Source organism: Pantoea sp. X-Soil-OKNW-713 (genome assembly GCF_059730685.1).
Genome location: NZ_AP035995.1, coordinates 941,887 through 957,355 on the forward strand (window position 1 = coordinate 941,887; position 15,469 = coordinate 957,355).

The following is a 15,469-nucleotide window of genomic DNA, read 5'->3' on the forward strand; positions in this document are numbered from 1 at the left end:
GGATACTGGCGCCCATCAAAACTAATTGGGAGTCAATCATGCCACTTGCACTCTGGGCGCTGACCATCAGCGCCTTTGCTATCGGAACCACTGAATTTGTCATCGTCGGGCTGATCCCGACCATCGCGCAACAACTAGCGATTACCCTGCCTTCAGCCGGGATGCTGGTATCTATCTACGCCCTTGGAGTGGCCATCGGTGCTCCGGTGCTGACGGCGTTGACCGGGAAATTACCGCGTAAACATTTGCTAATGGGGTTAATGGCGCTTTTCACCCTTGGCAATCTGGTAGCCTGGCAGGCACCGAACTACGAAACATTGGTGATTGCGCGACTGCTCACCGGTCTGGCACATGGTGTGTTCTTCTCGGTAGGGTCAACCATTGCGACCAGTTTGGTGAGTAAAGAGAAAGCGGCCAGCGCTATCGCGATTATGTTTGGCGGTTTGACGGTTGCCCTGGTAACGGGTGTGCCACTGGGAACGCTGATCGGGCAGCATTTTGGCTGGCGTGAGAGCTTCCTGGCGGTATCGATGTTGGGGGTTATTGCCCTGGTCGCCAGTATGCTGCTGGTTCCACGCCATATCGCTCAGCCGCCCGTTACTTCGTTGCGACAGCAGGCCCGTGTGTTAACCAATCCACGTTTGTTGTTGATCTATGCCATCACGGCCCTCGGGTACGGTGGGGTGTTCACTGCTTTTACTTTTCTGGCACCGATGATGCAGTCACTGGCGGGTTTCTCACCTTCGGCTGTGAGCGTTATCTTACTGGGCTATGGCATCGCGGTGGCAATTGGCAATATCTGGGGCGGTAAGTTGGCGGATCGTCATGGCGCTGTACCGGCTTTGACCCTCATTTTCGCCGCACTGACGGTACTGTTGGGCGTCTTTCAGGTGACGGCGAGTATGCACTATCTGGCATTAGTGACCGTGGTGGTGATGGGTATCTTTGCTTTCGCCAACGTGCCGGGGTTGCAGGTTTATGTAGTGCAGAAGGCAGAACATTACGCCCCTGGTGCGGTGGATGTCGCATCGGGTTTAAATATTGCCGCTTTTAATATTGGCATTGCGCTGGGTTCTTCTGTGGGTGGCCATATCGTGCAGCAATATGGGTTAGCACAAACTCCCTGGGTCGGTGCAGTCATCGTCTTTATCGCTTTGTTACTGGTGCGTCTGAGCGGTGCGCTGGACAGGCCGCGCGCGGTGATGGCCGTCGAATAATTCGCTTTTCAGCCCACGCTCAGGTGGGCTGATGCACTTAAATGCCGTTAAGGCCATTCCGACAATCAAGAACACCAATTGAAACCCCGCGCTAAAATCCCTATAACAGTCAGGTGAAGTATGTTTGTAACTAGCCAGGCGGGAAAGTGCGGAAAAAAACCTATGCAATGCGTTATGTAGCAGGACAGCCTGCTGAGCGGATCTTTCCGCCAGGGGCGATGCTACATGTTGGGCAAGCGTTACCGCCCGGCGCACCACTCACAGCCGACCCGACATTACGGGTATTGGTGTGGAACATCTTTAAACAGCAACGTGCAGACTGGATGTCAGTGCTGCAAGGCTTTGGCAAAGATGCTCATCTGGTGTTGCTACAGGAAGCGCAAACCACCCCCGAATTGGTGAAGTTCGCCACCAGTAACTATCTGGCTGCTGACCAGGTACCTGCTTTTGTACTGCCACAGCATCCCTCTGGGGTGATGACGCTGGCGTCGGCTCATCCGGTGTACTGCTGCCCATTGCGTGAGCGTGAGCCGTTATTACGGCTGGCAAAATCCGCGCTGGTGACCGCTTATCCGTTGCCCAATGGAGAAATGTTGATGGTGGTGAACATCCATGCCGTCAATTTCAGCCTGGGTATCGATGTCTACAGCAAACAGCTGGGGCCGATTGGGGAGCAAATCCAGTACCATCGAGGGCCGGTGATTATGGCCGGGGATTTTAATGCCTGGAGTCGTCAGAGGATGAAGGCGTTGTTTCGCTTCGCTCAGGACATGGCTTTACATGAAGTGACGTTTACCGATGACCATCGGCGCAAAGCTTTTGGTCGACCGCTGGATTTTGTCTTCTACCGTGATATGAAGGTCAGTGAAGCCTCGGTATTGGTGACGCGTGCTTCTGACCATAACCCGTTGCTGGTTGAATTTAACTCCACCAGAACCACCCCGCGCTAAACTGCCACGTACAGCAGATTTTTCTCACCCGCATAAAAAGAAAAAGGCTGACATTTGTCAGCCTTTTCGCGCCATTAGGTGTCTGGCGTTGCGCTATTATGAACAAACAGCGTGAGGTTATCACCCGGCTGAATGCTCTTCGCATCACTTAATACACTGTTCCAGCGCATAACGTCCTGAATATTCACTCCATGACGTCGCGCGATACTGGCAAGAGAATCACCCTTACGAACACGATAGGTGATGCTGTTGCCGTTATCGGCCAGCTGCGAACCTTTATCGCCGATGGTCAGTTTCTGACCGATGCGAACTGAGGCACCGCGCAGGTTATTCTGCTGTTTCAGTGTATTAATGCTCACGCCGAGCTTGCTGGCAATGCCAGACAAGGTGTCGCCTTTGCGAACCGTGTAGCTGCTTCCCACATCACTGGCTTTTGCCAGTTGAGAAGGCTGCACGGCGGCAATATCACCGGATGCCAGTGAATTGCGCAGCTGAGCAACGTTGGACTTAGGCACCATAATGTAGTGCGGTCCATTCGGCGCTGTGCTGCCGTGTTTATAGCCAGCATTGAAGCTTTTCAGCTTACTCAACGACATGCCAGCCATATCTGCGGCTTGCGTCAGCTCAATTTGTTGACCCACTTCAACACGAGCCAGTGCTCGGCTCTCGTTCGGGGTCGGCAATTTGATGCCGTAGCGCTTGTTGTTCTTGAGAATATCGCTCAAGGCCAACATTTTAGGAACATAAACCGCGGTTTCGCGGGGCAGCGACAAACTCCAGAAATCGGTCGGCTTACCGCGCGCCTTATTCTGTTTTATCGCTTTCAACACACGTCCTTCACCACTGTTATAAGCGGCAACGGTCAGTAACCAGTCACCGTCAAACATGGTGTTGAGACGCTGCATCATATCCAGCGCAACCTTGGTAGACGCCACCACATCCCGGCGACCGTCATACCATTGGTTCTGTTTCAAACCATAGTTTTTGCCCGTTGTTGCAACAATCTGCCAAATGCCTGCGGCATTCGCAGAAGATGTTGCATGTGGGTCAAAAGCGCTCTCCACTATGGGTAGCAGTACCAGTTCCATCGGCATCTTACGTTTCTGTATCTGCTCGACTATCCAGTACATGTACGGCTCTGCCCGTAATGTTACATCGTGGAGATAGCTCTTATTTTTTAAGTACTTTGTTTTTTGTTCGCGGATCCGGGAGTTATCCGGAATCCCCATCTTCAACTCGTCACTAATGTGATTCCAGAGATCAGTGTCTTCTGCGAGGCTTGTTCCATCATCTTGCCAGCGCGGCGACAACAAGCGATCTCCGTACTTTCCATTTTCACCTTGACCAGCTGAAGACAGGCTCTGAGCATGCTGTTGCGGGATAGTGGCGTCATTCCTTGATGCCTGACAACCTCCCACCAGCAAGACAGAGGCGATTAATATCGCTTTTGCCTTCATGTGTGTGTCAATAGTCGCTTAAAAGACGAGCAATCATACTTGACGGTCTGACACAACACAACCACAAATATCAAAAGCGATCTTTCTTCTCGCGTAGATCTGCAAAAGTTTGCCATAGTGGCGCAGTTGTAAAATTACCGCCTAAAGCCTTTTGTAAATCAGCATCTTGCGTGCGAAGAAATAAATTTATTTCACGCTCTAAAGCCAAATTTGTTGGCAAAGTAATGCGATTTTCTGCTCGTAAGTCCTTAATTTGCTGGAACCTTGCTAAAATTTTCGGGTCATGGGGCAGAATAGCCGCAGCAAACTTCATATTGGATAAAGTGTACTCATGTGCACAGCAAATCAGAGTGTCGGCAGGTAGCTGGTTAAGCTTTTGAAATGACTCAAACATTTGTTGTGCGGTGCCTTCAAATAATCGGCCGCAACCACCGGAAAACATCGTGTCACCACAGAAAAGATAAGGCGAGCTGTAATATGAGATATGTCCTAAAGTGTGGCCGGGGGTAGCGATGACACGGAAATTTATCCCCAACAGGGTAAATTCATCCCCATCGCCAACAATGCGGGTTGCACCTTTATCCGCAGTTTCTTGTGGACCGAAAACCTCCAGTTCAGGAAACTGCTGCAACAGTTCAGCGACACCACCGACATGATCGTGATGATGATGTGTCAGTAAAATCGCCACCGGCTGCCAGCGATGAACACGGATTTTATCCAGCACGGGCTGTGCTTCGCCGGGATCGACAATCAGGCAGTGATTGTGTTCATCGGTCAGTGTCCAGATGTAGTTATCCTGCAACGCGGGAATACTGGTAAGATTCATAAACACCTCTCAGGCCGTAGAAAAAGGAAGATGGTAAAGCATGAAGCCGGCTAAAACACGCCAAATCCTGACTGCGCCACGCTCCTGGCGCGACATGCCCTGGGGCGATTATTTTCGCGACGCCTTAACCCAGCAACTGCAACCTTACCTCGGGAAGCTGTATGGCTTTCATATGCTTAAAATTGGCAATCTGAGCGCAGAAATCAATACCAGCCACTGCCCCATTTCGCATCAGGTGAATGTGGGGGAGCAGGGCGACGAGTTGCAGGTGATTGCCCGCGCGACCCAACTGCCGTTCGAATCCAAATCGATTGATGCCTGCCTGTTAGCTCACACCTTATCCTGGAGCCAGGATCCGCATCGCGTACTGCGTGAGGTTGATCGGGTGCTGATTGACGATGGCTGGATGATTATCAGCGGCTTTAATCCGTTTAGCCTGCTGGGTATCAGCAAAGGCATCCCGGGTCTGCATAGCCGAGCCCCGTGGAGCGGTCGGATGTTTAGCCAGATGCGTCTGCTGGACTGGTTGCATCTGCTGAACTATGAAGTGGTTTATCGTACTCGCTTTCAGGTGGTGCCGTGGCACCGGCAGGGCGGTAAAGTGATCAGCGCGCATCTGCCGGCATTAGGCTGTCTGAATGTGGTGGTGGCGCGTAAACGAACCTTCCCGTTAACGCCCACCAAAGTGAAAAAAAGCCTGAGTAAAACGCAACTGCGGCAGACGGTTAACGCGACGCGCCAGTTCCGCAACATGAAGGATCAGGATTCCGGCTGATAACCGACATCATCCTGGGTCGGCTGGCTGGCAGCGCTACGCGCCAGCTCGTCACAGCGTTCGTTTTCCGGGTGGCCGGCATGGCCCTTCACCCATTCCCACGAGATCTGATGAGAGCTCAGCGCCAGATCGAGCCGTTGCCACAGATCAACATTCTTCACCGGTTTTTTCTCAGCGGTTTTCCAGCCGCGTTTCTTCCAGTTATGAATCCAGCTGGTAATCCCCTGGCGTACATATTGGCTGTCGGTGCTGATCACCACTTCACACGGCTGCGTCAGCGCTTCCAGCGCGACAATCGCCGCCATCAGTTCCATACGATTATTGGTGGTGAGGCGGTAACCGGCACTGAAGGTTTTCTCATGCTGGCGATAACGCAGAATGGCACCATAGCCACCGGGGCCGGGATTACCGAGACAGGAGCCATCGGTGAATATTTCTACCTGTTTACGCATCTCTGGTAGACTTCCTTGACTTATAAAACACCAAGTCTGACATAAACGAGTCCTATGAGCACTGCAAATAACCGCCAGATCGTCCTCGATACCGAAACCACCGGCATGAACATGATCGGTGTGCACTATGAAGGACATCGCATCATTGAAATCGGTGCGGTTGAGGTGATCAACCGCCGCCTGACCGGTAATAACTTTCACATTTACCTCAAGCCAGATCGTCTGGTGGACCCGGAAGCCTTTGGCGTTCATGGTATTGCCGATGAATTTCTGGCGGATAAGCCGAGCTTTAGCGACATTGCCGCGGAGTTTCTTGAGTATATCCGCGGTGCGGAGTTGGTGATCCATAACGCATCGTTCGATATCGGCTTTATGGATTACGAGTTTGCCATGTTGCAGCGAGACATCGGCAAAACCGAGACGTTCTGCCAAATTACTGACAGCCTGGCGATGGCGCGCAAGATGTTTCCCGGCAAGCGTAACAGCCTTGATGCGCTCTGTAGCCGTCTGGAAATTGATAACAGCAAACGAACGCTGCACGGCGCATTACTCGATGCTGAAATTCTCGCCGAGGTGTTCCTGACCATGACGGGTGGCCAGACATCGTTGGCTTTTTCCCACGAGAGCGAGCAGAGCAGCCAGGTGGATGGCGAAAATATTCAGCGCATTGTTCGCCCGGCGTCGGGTCTGCGCGTCGTCAGCGCCAGCGATGAAGAGTGCCTGGCACATGAAAGCCGTTTAGACCTGGTGATGAAGAAGGGCGGTAGCTGCCTGTGGCGTGCCTGAAATGGCTGATTTTGCGTGGAAAAGCAACGTTAAGATGAAAAAAACAGCAAACGAAACAAACCCACAGAAAAAGCGTTGACGGCAGATCGCCGTGCCATTAATATGCGCCTCGTTCCCGACGGGGAACACAGCGCGGTGCGGTAGTTCAGTCGGTTAGAATACCGGCCTGTCACGCCGGGGGTCGCGGGTTCGAGTCCCGTCCGCACCGCCAATCTATTTAAAGAAGCCGATTCAGTAATGAATCGGCTTTTTGCTTTTTCGGATTCGACAATCAAACGGCGCGATAATCGCGCCGTTCGGTTTAATCCTTCTGCACCGCCACCTTGCCACGATACGTGGCCGCCGGTACTTCACGTTCAGCACGCGCCAGCCAGCGATAGCAGCCCATGCCGAGCGCTACTCCGATAAACCAGCTAAAGTTGGCAACCTCATGCAGTGACGGAATAAAGCTGATAATCAGGCAAATTCCCACCGAAGGCAGCAGCGCGGCAATGGCTTTCGGGTTAAAGCCACCCTGATACCAGTAGCGGCCTTTCGGCGTATCATCAAACAGATCATCGACATACACTTTGCTGCGTTTGATCAGATAGAAATCGGCGATCAGAATGCCAAACAGCGGTCCGATAAAGGAACCCAGAACATCCAGCGTGTAGTGAATCAATTCAGGTGACTGGAACAGGTTCCACGGGGTCAGCAAGACAGAGCCGACGGCAGCGATCATGCCACCGGTACGGAAGCTGATTTTCTGCGGTGAGCAGTTGGAAAAGTCGAAGGCGGGTGACACGAAGTTTGCCACGATATTGATACCAATAGTCGCGGTGATCATCGTTAACAGACCAAGCGCCACCGCCAAATCGTTACCCACCATACTGACGGTTTCGATAGGGTCGGTAATCATGCGTCCGAACAGTGAATTGGAGCCAGAGACAATCACCACCGTCACAATCGAGAACAGCAGGAAGTTGAACGGCAGACCCCAGCGGTTGCCACGGCGAATCTCACCCATATTTTTGCCGTAGCGAGAAAAGTCACCAAAGTTAAGCAGCGGGCCGGAGAAGTAGGACACCACCAGCGCCGTTGCGGTGATCATCTGCCAGGTTTGTTCGCCGGCACTTAACTGCTTGCTGGCCAGGGTAAAAGAGATACCGTCAAAACCGGTCTTGTATACAATCCATCCTGCCAGCGCCACCATGACCACGTACACCGCGGGACCCGCCACATCGATGAAACGTTTGATAGCGTTCATTCCGTGCCAGAATACCAGCGCCTGCAAGAACCACATCAGGCCGAAGCAGCACCAGCCCAGTTGCGATAAGCCCAGCCAGCTGCTGTGCGTCATGCTGGACAGTGACGGGAAAAACTTCAGCAGCACCAGCATCAGCGCGTTTGCTGCAAGGTAAGTCTGAATTCCATACCAGGCAAAGGCGATCAGGCCACGGATTATCGCCGGGATATTGGCACCGAACACACCAAACGCCTGACGCGAAATCACCGCATAAGGCACGCCCGCCATCTGGCTTGGCTTCGCCACCAGGTTGGCGCACAGCTGCACAATACAAATCCCCACCAGCAGACACAGCAGCACCTGCCAGCTTGCCAGCCCGAGCGTGAAGAAACTGGCTGCCACCACATAGCCGCCCATGCTGTGCACGTCCGACATCCAGAAAGAGAAAATGTTGTACCACGACCAGTTCTGGTCCCGTGTGGGGGCCAGATCCTCATTGCAAAGCCGTGGGCTATAGTGGGCGTTGGCTTCAGAGGCCACCGCAGAGGTCACTTCAGAATGATTTGGCATGAAACCTGCTCCTCTCTTTAATAATGAATAATAATCACAGCGTGAAACGGTATTGCAGGATCCAGGCCAGAATTGATTTCTTGTATACAAAAATTGTTTTTCGCGTATACGATGTGCTGTGCACAGACATTTACCGGAGCGGGAAATGAAGAGTGAAACAGGCCAGCGAACGGCCGCAGATCTGAATGATAGAGACGAACCCATCTACCAGGCGCTGTTAAGCGCGATTGTTGAACACCAGTTGCCCCCCGGCAGCAAATTGCCCGAAGAGGCGCTGTCTGAAGTGTTTGGCGTCAGCCGTACCGGTATCCGCAAGGTGCTGCAACGCCTCGCTGCGGTGCAAATGATTACCTTATCGCCCAGGCGTGGTGCACAGGTGGCGACACCTGGCGTGGAGGAGGCACGGGATATCTTCGCCACACGCAGTTTGCTGGAATGCGCCAACCTGTCGGCGGTACTGGCCCATGTACAGCCACCGCATCTGGCGGCGCTGGCGGATTTGATCGCCGCAGAACAGCAGGCGCATGAACAACACGATGGTGCAGCGGCGATTCGGTTGTCGGCCGCGTTTCATATTCAGCTTCAGGCGATTTCAGGTAACCAGGTACTGACCGAAATGGTGACGCACCTGACGCAGCGCTCCTCGCTGGTCATTGCGGCGTACGGTGCCCCCTGGCAGCGTGGTTGCCGTTGTGATCATCACGATCGGCTGGTGGATCTGCTGCGGCAGAAAGATCTGGCCGGTCTGACGGCTGCGCTCCACCATCACTTCGAACATATTGTTGCCAGCCTGCACTTTGAGCGCAGCGGTGAAACCCTCCCCGATTTTGCCCGGCTGTTCGCCGGTAAAGGAGTCACCTGATGAGCCTGATTCAGGTTATTAACCCCAACACCAGCCTGGCGATGACGGAAACCATCGGCCAGGCCGCGCGAGCTGTGGCGGCACCGGGCACCGAAATTATCGCGGTGTGCCCGAGCCAGGGAGTGCCATCCATTGAGGGCCACTTTGATGAGGCAATCGCCGCCCTTGGGGTGCTGGAGCAGGTGAAGCGGGGTAAAGCGCAGGGTGTCAGTGGTCATGTGATCGCCTGCTTTGGCGATCCCGGTTTACTGGCTGCGCGCGAGTTGGCGACCGGCCCGGTGGTGGGTATCGCTGAAGCCGCGATGCATACCGCAACGCTGCTGGCGACGCGTTTTTCCATCGTGACCACGCTGCCACGGACCCTGGTCATTGCGCGCCATCTGTTGCAGCAATATGGTTTTACCCATCATTGTGCCGCCCTGCATGCCATCGATTTGCCGGTGCTGGCACTGGAAGATGGTAGCGGTGTGGCGCAGGAAAAGGTGCGTCAGCGTTGTCTCCAGGCGAAACGGGAAGATGGTAGCGGGGCGATTGTGTTGGGATGTGGCGGCATGGCGACGCTGGCCCAGGATCTGACCCGCGAACTCGGTTTACCGGTGATCGACGGTGTCGGTGCGGCGGTCAAAATGGTGGAGTCGCTGGTGGCGCTGGGCTTTGGCACCAGCAAACATGGCGATCTCGATTACCCGCTAGAAAAACCGCTCACGGGTGCCTTCCAGCACCTAAACTAAGCACTGGTTGAGGTTTACACAGGAACTTACAGAATGAGTGATGTATCTGAAAAGAAAGAGTACAGCTTCAACAAAAACTATCCGCGTGACCTGATTGGTTACGCTGGTCAGCCACCGCATGCCCAGTGGCCGGGGAAAGCTCGCGTGGCGGTGCAATTTGTCCTCAATTACGAAGAGGGTGCCGAAAATAACGTGTTGCACGGCGACGCCGGTTCTGAGCAGTTTCTGTCCGACATCATCGGCGCTGCCAGCTATGCCGATCGTCACATGTCGATGGACTCGCTCTACGAGTACGGCTCCCGCGCGGGTTTCTGGCGCATTCACCACGAATTTCAAAAGCGCGGTTTGCCACTGACCATTTTTGGCGTGGCGATGGCGCTGGCACGCCATCCGGAAATCGTTGCTGCGATCAAAGCCGCCGACTATGACGTGGTCAGCCACGGCTGGCGCTGGATCCACTATCAGGGGATGGATGCGAAGACTGAACGCCAGCATATGCAGCAGGCGGTCGATGTGCTGAAAGATCTGTTTGGCAAAGCACCGACGGGTTGGTACACCGGGCGCGACAGTCCGAACACGCGCCGCCTGGTGGTAGAGCAGGGCGGCTTTAGCTACGACAGCGATTACTACGGCGATGACTTGCCGTTCTGGACGCAGGTGACCTGCCAGGATGGCACGGTAAAACCGCATCTGATCATTCCTTATACGCTGGAATGTAACGATATGCGCTTTGCCTCACCGCAGGGTTTCAACACCGCCGAGCAGTTCTACACCTACCTGCGCGATACCTTTGATGTGTTGTACGAAGAAGGGGAAACTGCACCGAAGATGATGTCGATCGGCATGCATTGCCGTCTGTTGGGCCGTCCTGGCAAATTCCGTGCGTTGCAGCGTTTCCTGGACCATATCCAACAACACGACCAGGTATGGGTGTGTACGCGTCAGCAGATTGCCGACCACTGGATGGAGACTCATCCCGCTTAACCCCCCGTAGCGGCGCGATTTATCGCGCCGTTACGGTTGTGGATGCCTTTAAACCATCAAACTCACCTGCGCGGCAACAATACGCCAGCCGCACGGCAGTCGGACCCAGGTTTGCTGCTGACGGCCAATCTTCTCCGTCCCGGCACGAGTGAACTCGGTGCTGCACACCGCATAATCATCACCAAAGGTGGTGATCACCGTATGACGCAAGTCGCGATCCAATCCGGCAGAGGGACGAGCCGCACGAAACGCCCGGATCTCCTCAATACCATACAGATTCTCACCGGCGCCGAGACGCACGGTGCGGTTGTCGTGCCAGAACAGTTCATCCAGCACTGCCACGTCATTGCTGACCAGCGCCTGCTCGTAGCGGTAAAACGCAGCGGTGACTTCGGCGACAATCGCCGGACGATCGATATTCTCTGGGGTCATGGTTATGCGTCCATCAGGGTAGTTTGCGGCAGCGTCAGCCCTTGTTGTTGCAGCGCCCAGGCGGCGCGCAATGCCAGGTGTTCTTTGAACGGTGCTGCGATCAACTGCAAACCAATCGGCAAGCCGCTGGCGGTAGGTAGCGGCACGGTACAGACCGGCAGGCCGAGGAAGGAGATCGGCTGGGTCAGCATCCCCATGCTGGCACGGGTGGGCAGATCCTGCCCATTAATACGAATGGTTTCCTGACCGATGGTGGTCGCGCTGCATGGCGTCGCCGGGGCGATCAGCACGTCAAAATGTTCAAACAGCGGCAGTACCTGCTGCTGGAAATGGCGACGGAAGCGCTGTGCCTGCACATACCAGGCGGAGGGCAGCATCGCACCCGCTAACAGGCGTTCACGCGAGTTCGGTTCGAAACGTTCCGGCATCTCACGCAGTTTCGGCAGATAGTGATTCCCCCCTTCGGCAGCTGTCAGGATAAAGGCGGCAGAGCGTGCAATCTCGGCATTCGCCATTGTCACTTCATCGCTGGCCGTCAGCGCTTTGGCAGCAATAGCCAGCGCGGCTCGCGCGTCATCATCACACCAGGTGGAGAAGAAACCGCCCAGCACACCACAACGCAGCCCTTCAAGTCCTTGAGTCAGGGTTGGGCTGGCTGCCGTCACCGGTTGGGCAGCCTGAAACGCATCGCTGGCATCCGCACCCTGTAAGGTGTCGTACACCAGGCTGAGGTCTTCTACTGAGCGGGCAAACGGACCGATATGGTCAAGGCTGGCAACAAACGGATGGCTGCCGCTACGCGACAAGCGACCAAAAGTCGGTTTCAGACCATAAATGCCGCACAGCGAGGCCGGTACGCGAATCGAACCGTTGGTATCGCTCCCGAGGGAGAAATGCACCAATCCGGCAGCGACCGCAGCGGCGGAACCGCCCGAGGAGCCGCCCGCCACCCGGCTGAGATCGCGCGGGTTGTGCGTGGGTCCGTAATGGGTGTTTTCGGTGGTGAAGCCGTATGCGTAAGCATCCATATTCAACATGCCGGAGAGCAGCGCGCCCGACTGGCGCAGTTTGCTCACCGCCCAGGCATCGTCGCGTGCCGCCGGACGTTCGCTGAACAGGCTGGCACCGGCCAGGGTACTGTGCCCGGCGACATCAAACAGGTTCTTCACCGCATAGGGAATTCCCGCCAGCGGGGGGAGCGTTTCACCGCGCTGGCGCTGCGTATCCAGCTGATCCGCTTCTTTCAACATGCGCTGACCGGTGACTTCGGTCCAGGCATTCAACGCCGGGTTATGTTGTTCAATCGCGGTCAACGTCTGCTCGGCAATGGCGCGTGCGCTAATCTCACCGTTGCTCAGTGCCTGTTGCAGCGCGCTTATCGAGAGGGTGGAAAGTTTCATAGCTTATACACTCCCGCCACTTCCATGCGATCGTCGAGTGGAAAGGCCATCAAGGGTTCGGCCATCGCGGCAATACGGTTGAATTGGGTTAAAAGCTCGGCGCGGCGCGCCTCATCCAGCTCCAGCGCCAGAATCTGTTCCATCTGGGCGATATAGGCGGCCCAGTCCGGTTGTGTCGTCATCTTTTCTCCTTAGAAACCTGCGGCGCTGCCGTTGCTGCGAGGGTCAAATGCGCCTTCAAACATGCCGTTGTTATGACGGATGATGGCACCTGCGTGCCCCACCACCTCACTAAAATCGGGCAACAGCTCCACTTCATGACCCAGCTCGCGTAATTGCTGCACCGTTTCCGGCGCGAAACGCGCTTCCAGCTTGAGGGAGTCAGAGGATTGTCCCCAGGTGCGGCCCAGCAGCCAGCGTGGTGCGCTCACCGCCTGTTGCAACGGCAGCCCCTGAATCACATGACGGGTAAAGATCGCCGCCTGGGTCTGTGGCTGACCATCGCCACCCATTGAACCGTAAACCATAGTGCGGCCATCTTTCAGCCGTGCCGCCGCCGGGTTAAGGGTATGGAAGGGTTGTTTGCCCGGTGCCAGCGCCAACAGGTGGCCCGGCTGTAAACTGAAAGCCGCACCACGGTTTTGCCAGGTGATGCCGGTACCCGGCAGCACCACGCCACTACCGAATTCGTGGTAAATGCTCTGGATAAAGGAGACTGCCAGCCCGCTGCTGTCCATCACCCCCATCCACACCGTATCACCGGGGCCTTTGCCGGTGCCCCAGGGGGCGGCGGTCGCATCATCAATCTGCGCGGCGAGGCCAGCCAGATGATCAGCATCCAGCAGGCTCTGCACATCAATGTCGATATGACGCGGATCGGTAATATGTTGGTCACGCAGGCCAAAGGCTTTCTTGGTGGCTTCAACGATGCGGTGCACGCTCTGCGCGTCATCCGCTTCCGCCATGTTGAGGCGATCGGTGATGCCGAGAATCGCCAGCGATACCAGCCCCTGGGTCGGCGGGGTCATGTTCCAGATGTCGCCTTCGCTGTGGGCCAGATGCAACGGTGTGCAGCGGCGTGCCTGCTGGCGTTGCAAATCTTCCAGCGTGATCGGCATACCCAGCGCGGACATCTCACGCGCCAGATGGTGCGCCAGCTCACCGCGATAAAAACTGTCTAACCCCTGTTCGCACAACAAACTCAGCGTATTCGCCAGCGCCGGTTGGGTAAAGCGGCTGCCTGCGGCAGGTACTTCGCCATCGGGTAAAAAGTTGGCGGCAAAACCGGGCTGATCCTGTAATTCATCACGTTTCGCTGCTGTCGCTGCTGCCTGTGAAGCGGTGACGGGAATACCGTCGGCCGCGTAGCGGATGGCATCGCGCAGCAGACGTGCCAGCGGCAGTGCCGGGCTGCCCAACTCAGCAGAGAAGGCCAGCGCCTCCTGCCAGCCGCTGACGGTACCGGCCACGGTCAGGGCCGCTTTGGGGCCACGGTGTGGAATTTTTGTTGCGCCGTGGTAGAAATCAAAGTGCGCCAGTGAACCGGCAGCACCGCTGGCGTCAATGGCGATCGGATCACCACCGGGAGGCACGATCAGCCAGAAGCCATCGCCACCTAAACCATTCATATGCGGGTAAACCACGGCGACAGTGGCGGCAGCCGCCACCATAGCTTCGATGGCGTTGCCACCTTCGCGCAGCACGGCTAAGGCACTTTCACTGGCGAGATGATGCGGGGTTACGGCCATACCTAACGGGGCCATATTGCTCTGTATCATAGTGAACTCATTTTTGGGTACATGGCAAAGTTATAGCAAGAGCTGTTCCAGTTTTGGTCGGACACCATTGTGGATCGATTTATGCTAGCTTGTGATGAAACGAAAGTTACAGGACGAATGATGAAACAGCTAGATGAACGCCTCCGCAGTCACTATCCGCAACTGTCGCCGCAGGAGCAGCGCATTGCCGATTTTGTCTTTGACCATTTTGATGACCTGATCAGCTACAACAGCGCCGAGCTGGCGCGGCTGAGCGGGGTATCAAAAGCCACGGTGAGCCGGCTGTTTAAGCGCCTCGGTTACGAAAAATATAAAGACATGCGCGATGAATTGCGCACGCTGCGCCAGAGTGGCATGCCGTTGACCGACAACCGTGATGCTGTGCAGGGCAACACGCTGCTGTCGCGCCATTATAAGCAGGAGATGGCGAACCTGACGCAGTGGGTCAACGGCATCGACCCGCAGCAATTTGGTGAGGTGATTCAGGCGCTGGCACAGGCAAAACGCTTGTTTATCATTGGTATGCGTAACGCCTATCCGGTAGCGCTGCACCTGCGCCAACAGCTGATGCAGGCCCGTCCCCAGGTCCATGTGCTGCCGCAACCGGGTCAGACGCTGGGTGAGGAGCTGGTGGATATCACCCCTGATGATGTGGTGGTGGTGATGGCGTTTCGTCGCCGTCCACGCATTATCCGTCCGTTGATGCAGCAGTTGCAGCAGAGCAACATTCCGGTACTGGCGCTGTGCGAACCCCAGGCGCAGGGCATCCTGACCCTGGCGCGTTGGCAGTTGTGTGCGCCGCTCGACAGCGTCTCCGCCTTCGATAGCTACGCCTCTGCCATGAGTCTGATTAACCTGCTGGCCAATGCGTTGCTGCATGAAATGTTGTCAGAGGGGCGTCAGCGTATTCACCAGATTGCCGACCTTTATCAGCATCTGGATGAGCTGGAACACCGTTAAAGGGCACCTTTTTGGTGCTTCGCACCTTTTTTGATCAGAGTCACAGACGGGCAATGCGCCCGTT

At 55.6% G+C, this 15,469-nt stretch carries 16 protein-coding genes and 1 tRNA gene; 9 read left to right on the forward strand and 8 right to left on the reverse strand.

Features of this window, described 5'->3' with window-relative positions; all coding sequences use genetic code 11:
- Positions 1-38 precede the first annotated feature (38 nt).
- Together AC6I8R_RS04195 and AC6I8R_RS04200 are read left to right on the forward strand one after the other, a co-directional pair.
- The gene (locus AC6I8R_RS04195; protein WP_021186127.1) at positions 39-1,217 is read left to right on the forward strand and encodes an MFS transporter; all 1,179 of its coding nucleotides are present in this window, start codon (positions 39-41) and stop codon (positions 1,215-1,217) included.
- Positions 1,218-1,363: 146 nt separating this feature from the next.
- Entirely contained in the window at positions 1,364-2,167 is an 804-nt protein-coding gene (locus tag AC6I8R_RS04200; RefSeq protein ID WP_208724867.1) for an endonuclease/exonuclease/phosphatase family protein, read from the forward strand.
- 74 nt (positions 2,168-2,241) lie between these two features.
- On the opposite strand, the gene mltD is transcribed toward AC6I8R_RS04200, so the two are convergent.
- Complete coding sequence (gene mltD, locus AC6I8R_RS04205; protein WP_208724869.1) at positions 2,242-3,624, reverse strand: murein transglycosylase D; 1,383 nt, start codon at positions 3,622-3,624, stop codon at positions 2,242-2,244.
- Between the two features lie 70 nt (positions 3,625-3,694).
- Entirely contained in the window at positions 3,695-4,450 is a 756-nt protein-coding gene (gene gloB, locus AC6I8R_RS04210; RefSeq protein WP_497831940.1) for a hydroxyacylglutathione hydrolase, read from the reverse strand.
- A gap of 40 nt (positions 4,451-4,490) precedes the next feature.
- On the opposite strand from gloB, the gene AC6I8R_RS04215 reads away from it, so the two are divergent.
- Entirely contained in the window at positions 4,491-5,225 is a 735-nt protein-coding gene (locus AC6I8R_RS04215) for a class I SAM-dependent methyltransferase (protein WP_021186131.1), read from the forward strand.
- Here the strand turns inward: AC6I8R_RS04215 and rnhA are convergent.
- Positions 5,210-5,677, reverse strand: a complete 468-nt coding sequence (gene rnhA, locus AC6I8R_RS04220; protein ID WP_208724872.1) for a ribonuclease HI — start codon at positions 5,675-5,677, stop codon at positions 5,210-5,212. The two genes, AC6I8R_RS04215 and rnhA, sit on opposite strands and share 16 nt — an antisense overlap.
- A 54-nt stretch (positions 5,678-5,731) precedes the next feature.
- Here rnhA and dnaQ point away from each other — a divergent pair, with 54 nt between their 5' ends.
- Positions 5,732-6,463: a DNA polymerase III subunit epsilon gene (dnaQ, locus tag AC6I8R_RS04225; RefSeq protein WP_021186133.1), complete on the forward strand. Its 732-nt coding sequence runs from the start codon at positions 5,732-5,734 to the stop codon at positions 6,461-6,463.
- Positions 6,464-6,597: 134 nt separating this feature from the next.
- Positions 6,598-6,674 (forward strand) — tRNA-Asp (locus AC6I8R_RS04230).
- A 90-nt stretch (positions 6,675-6,764) separates the two neighbouring features.
- On the opposite strand, the gene AC6I8R_RS04235 is transcribed toward AC6I8R_RS04230, so the two are convergent.
- Positions 6,765-8,258, reverse strand: a complete 1,494-nt coding sequence (locus tag AC6I8R_RS04235; protein ID WP_021186134.1) for an NCS1 family nucleobase:cation symporter-1 — start codon at positions 8,256-8,258, stop codon at positions 6,765-6,767.
- Between the two features lie 145 nt (positions 8,259-8,403).
- Between AC6I8R_RS04235 and AC6I8R_RS04240 the strand changes: the two genes are divergently transcribed.
- The 3 genes from AC6I8R_RS04240 to puuE are packed head-to-tail and all read left to right on the forward strand — an operon-like array spanning position 8,404 to position 10,835.
- A complete protein-coding gene (locus tag AC6I8R_RS04240; RefSeq protein WP_021186135.1) occupies positions 8,404-9,120 on the forward strand; it encodes a GntR family transcriptional regulator in 717 nt (238 codons plus the stop codon).
- Positions 9,120-9,851 carry an aspartate/glutamate racemase family protein gene (gene hpxA, locus AC6I8R_RS04245; RefSeq protein ID WP_208724878.1) on the forward strand — a complete coding sequence of 244 codons (732 nt, stop codon included), beginning with the start codon at positions 9,120-9,122 and terminating at the stop codon, positions 9,849-9,851. The genes AC6I8R_RS04240 and hpxA overlap by 1 nt, the downstream gene beginning before the upstream one ends.
- Before the next feature lie 33 nt (positions 9,852-9,884).
- Complete coding sequence (gene puuE / locus AC6I8R_RS04250) at positions 9,885-10,835, forward strand: allantoinase PuuE (RefSeq protein WP_021186137.1); 951 nt, start codon at positions 9,885-9,887, stop codon at positions 10,833-10,835.
- 48 nt (positions 10,836-10,883) lie between these two features.
- Here the strand turns inward: puuE and hpxZ are convergent, their stop codons facing one another.
- From hpxZ to AC6I8R_RS04270, 4 genes are read right to left on the reverse strand one after another with little or no spacing between them, the layout of a single operon-like run.
- On the reverse strand, positions 10,884-11,267 hold the full coding sequence (gene hpxZ / locus AC6I8R_RS04255; protein ID WP_021186138.1) for an oxalurate catabolism protein HpxZ: 384 nt from the start codon (positions 11,265-11,267) through the stop codon (positions 10,884-10,886).
- Between the two features lie 2 nt (positions 11,268-11,269).
- Positions 11,270-12,667, reverse strand: a complete 1,398-nt coding sequence (locus tag AC6I8R_RS04260; protein ID WP_208724881.1) for an AtzE family amidohydrolase — start codon at positions 12,665-12,667, stop codon at positions 11,270-11,272.
- A complete protein-coding gene (gene hpxX, locus AC6I8R_RS04265) occupies positions 12,664-12,849 on the reverse strand; it encodes an oxalurate catabolism protein HpxX (RefSeq protein ID WP_021186140.1) in 186 nt (61 codons plus the stop codon). Before hpxX ends, AC6I8R_RS04260 begins: the two co-directional genes overlap by 4 nt.
- Positions 12,850-12,858: 9 nt before the next feature.
- Positions 12,859-14,445, reverse strand: a complete 1,587-nt coding sequence (locus AC6I8R_RS04270; RefSeq protein WP_497831941.1) for a gamma-glutamyltransferase family protein — start codon at positions 14,443-14,445, stop codon at positions 12,859-12,861.
- A 120-nt stretch (positions 14,446-14,565) separates the two neighbouring features.
- Between AC6I8R_RS04270 and hpxU the strand changes: the two genes are divergently transcribed.
- Positions 14,566-15,405 (forward strand): MurR/RpiR family transcriptional regulator HpxU, encoded by an 840-nt coding sequence (gene hpxU / locus AC6I8R_RS04275; RefSeq protein ID WP_021186142.1) that lies wholly within the window; start codon positions 14,566-14,568, stop codon positions 15,403-15,405.
- The last annotated feature ends 64 nt before the right edge of the window (positions 15,406-15,469 follow it).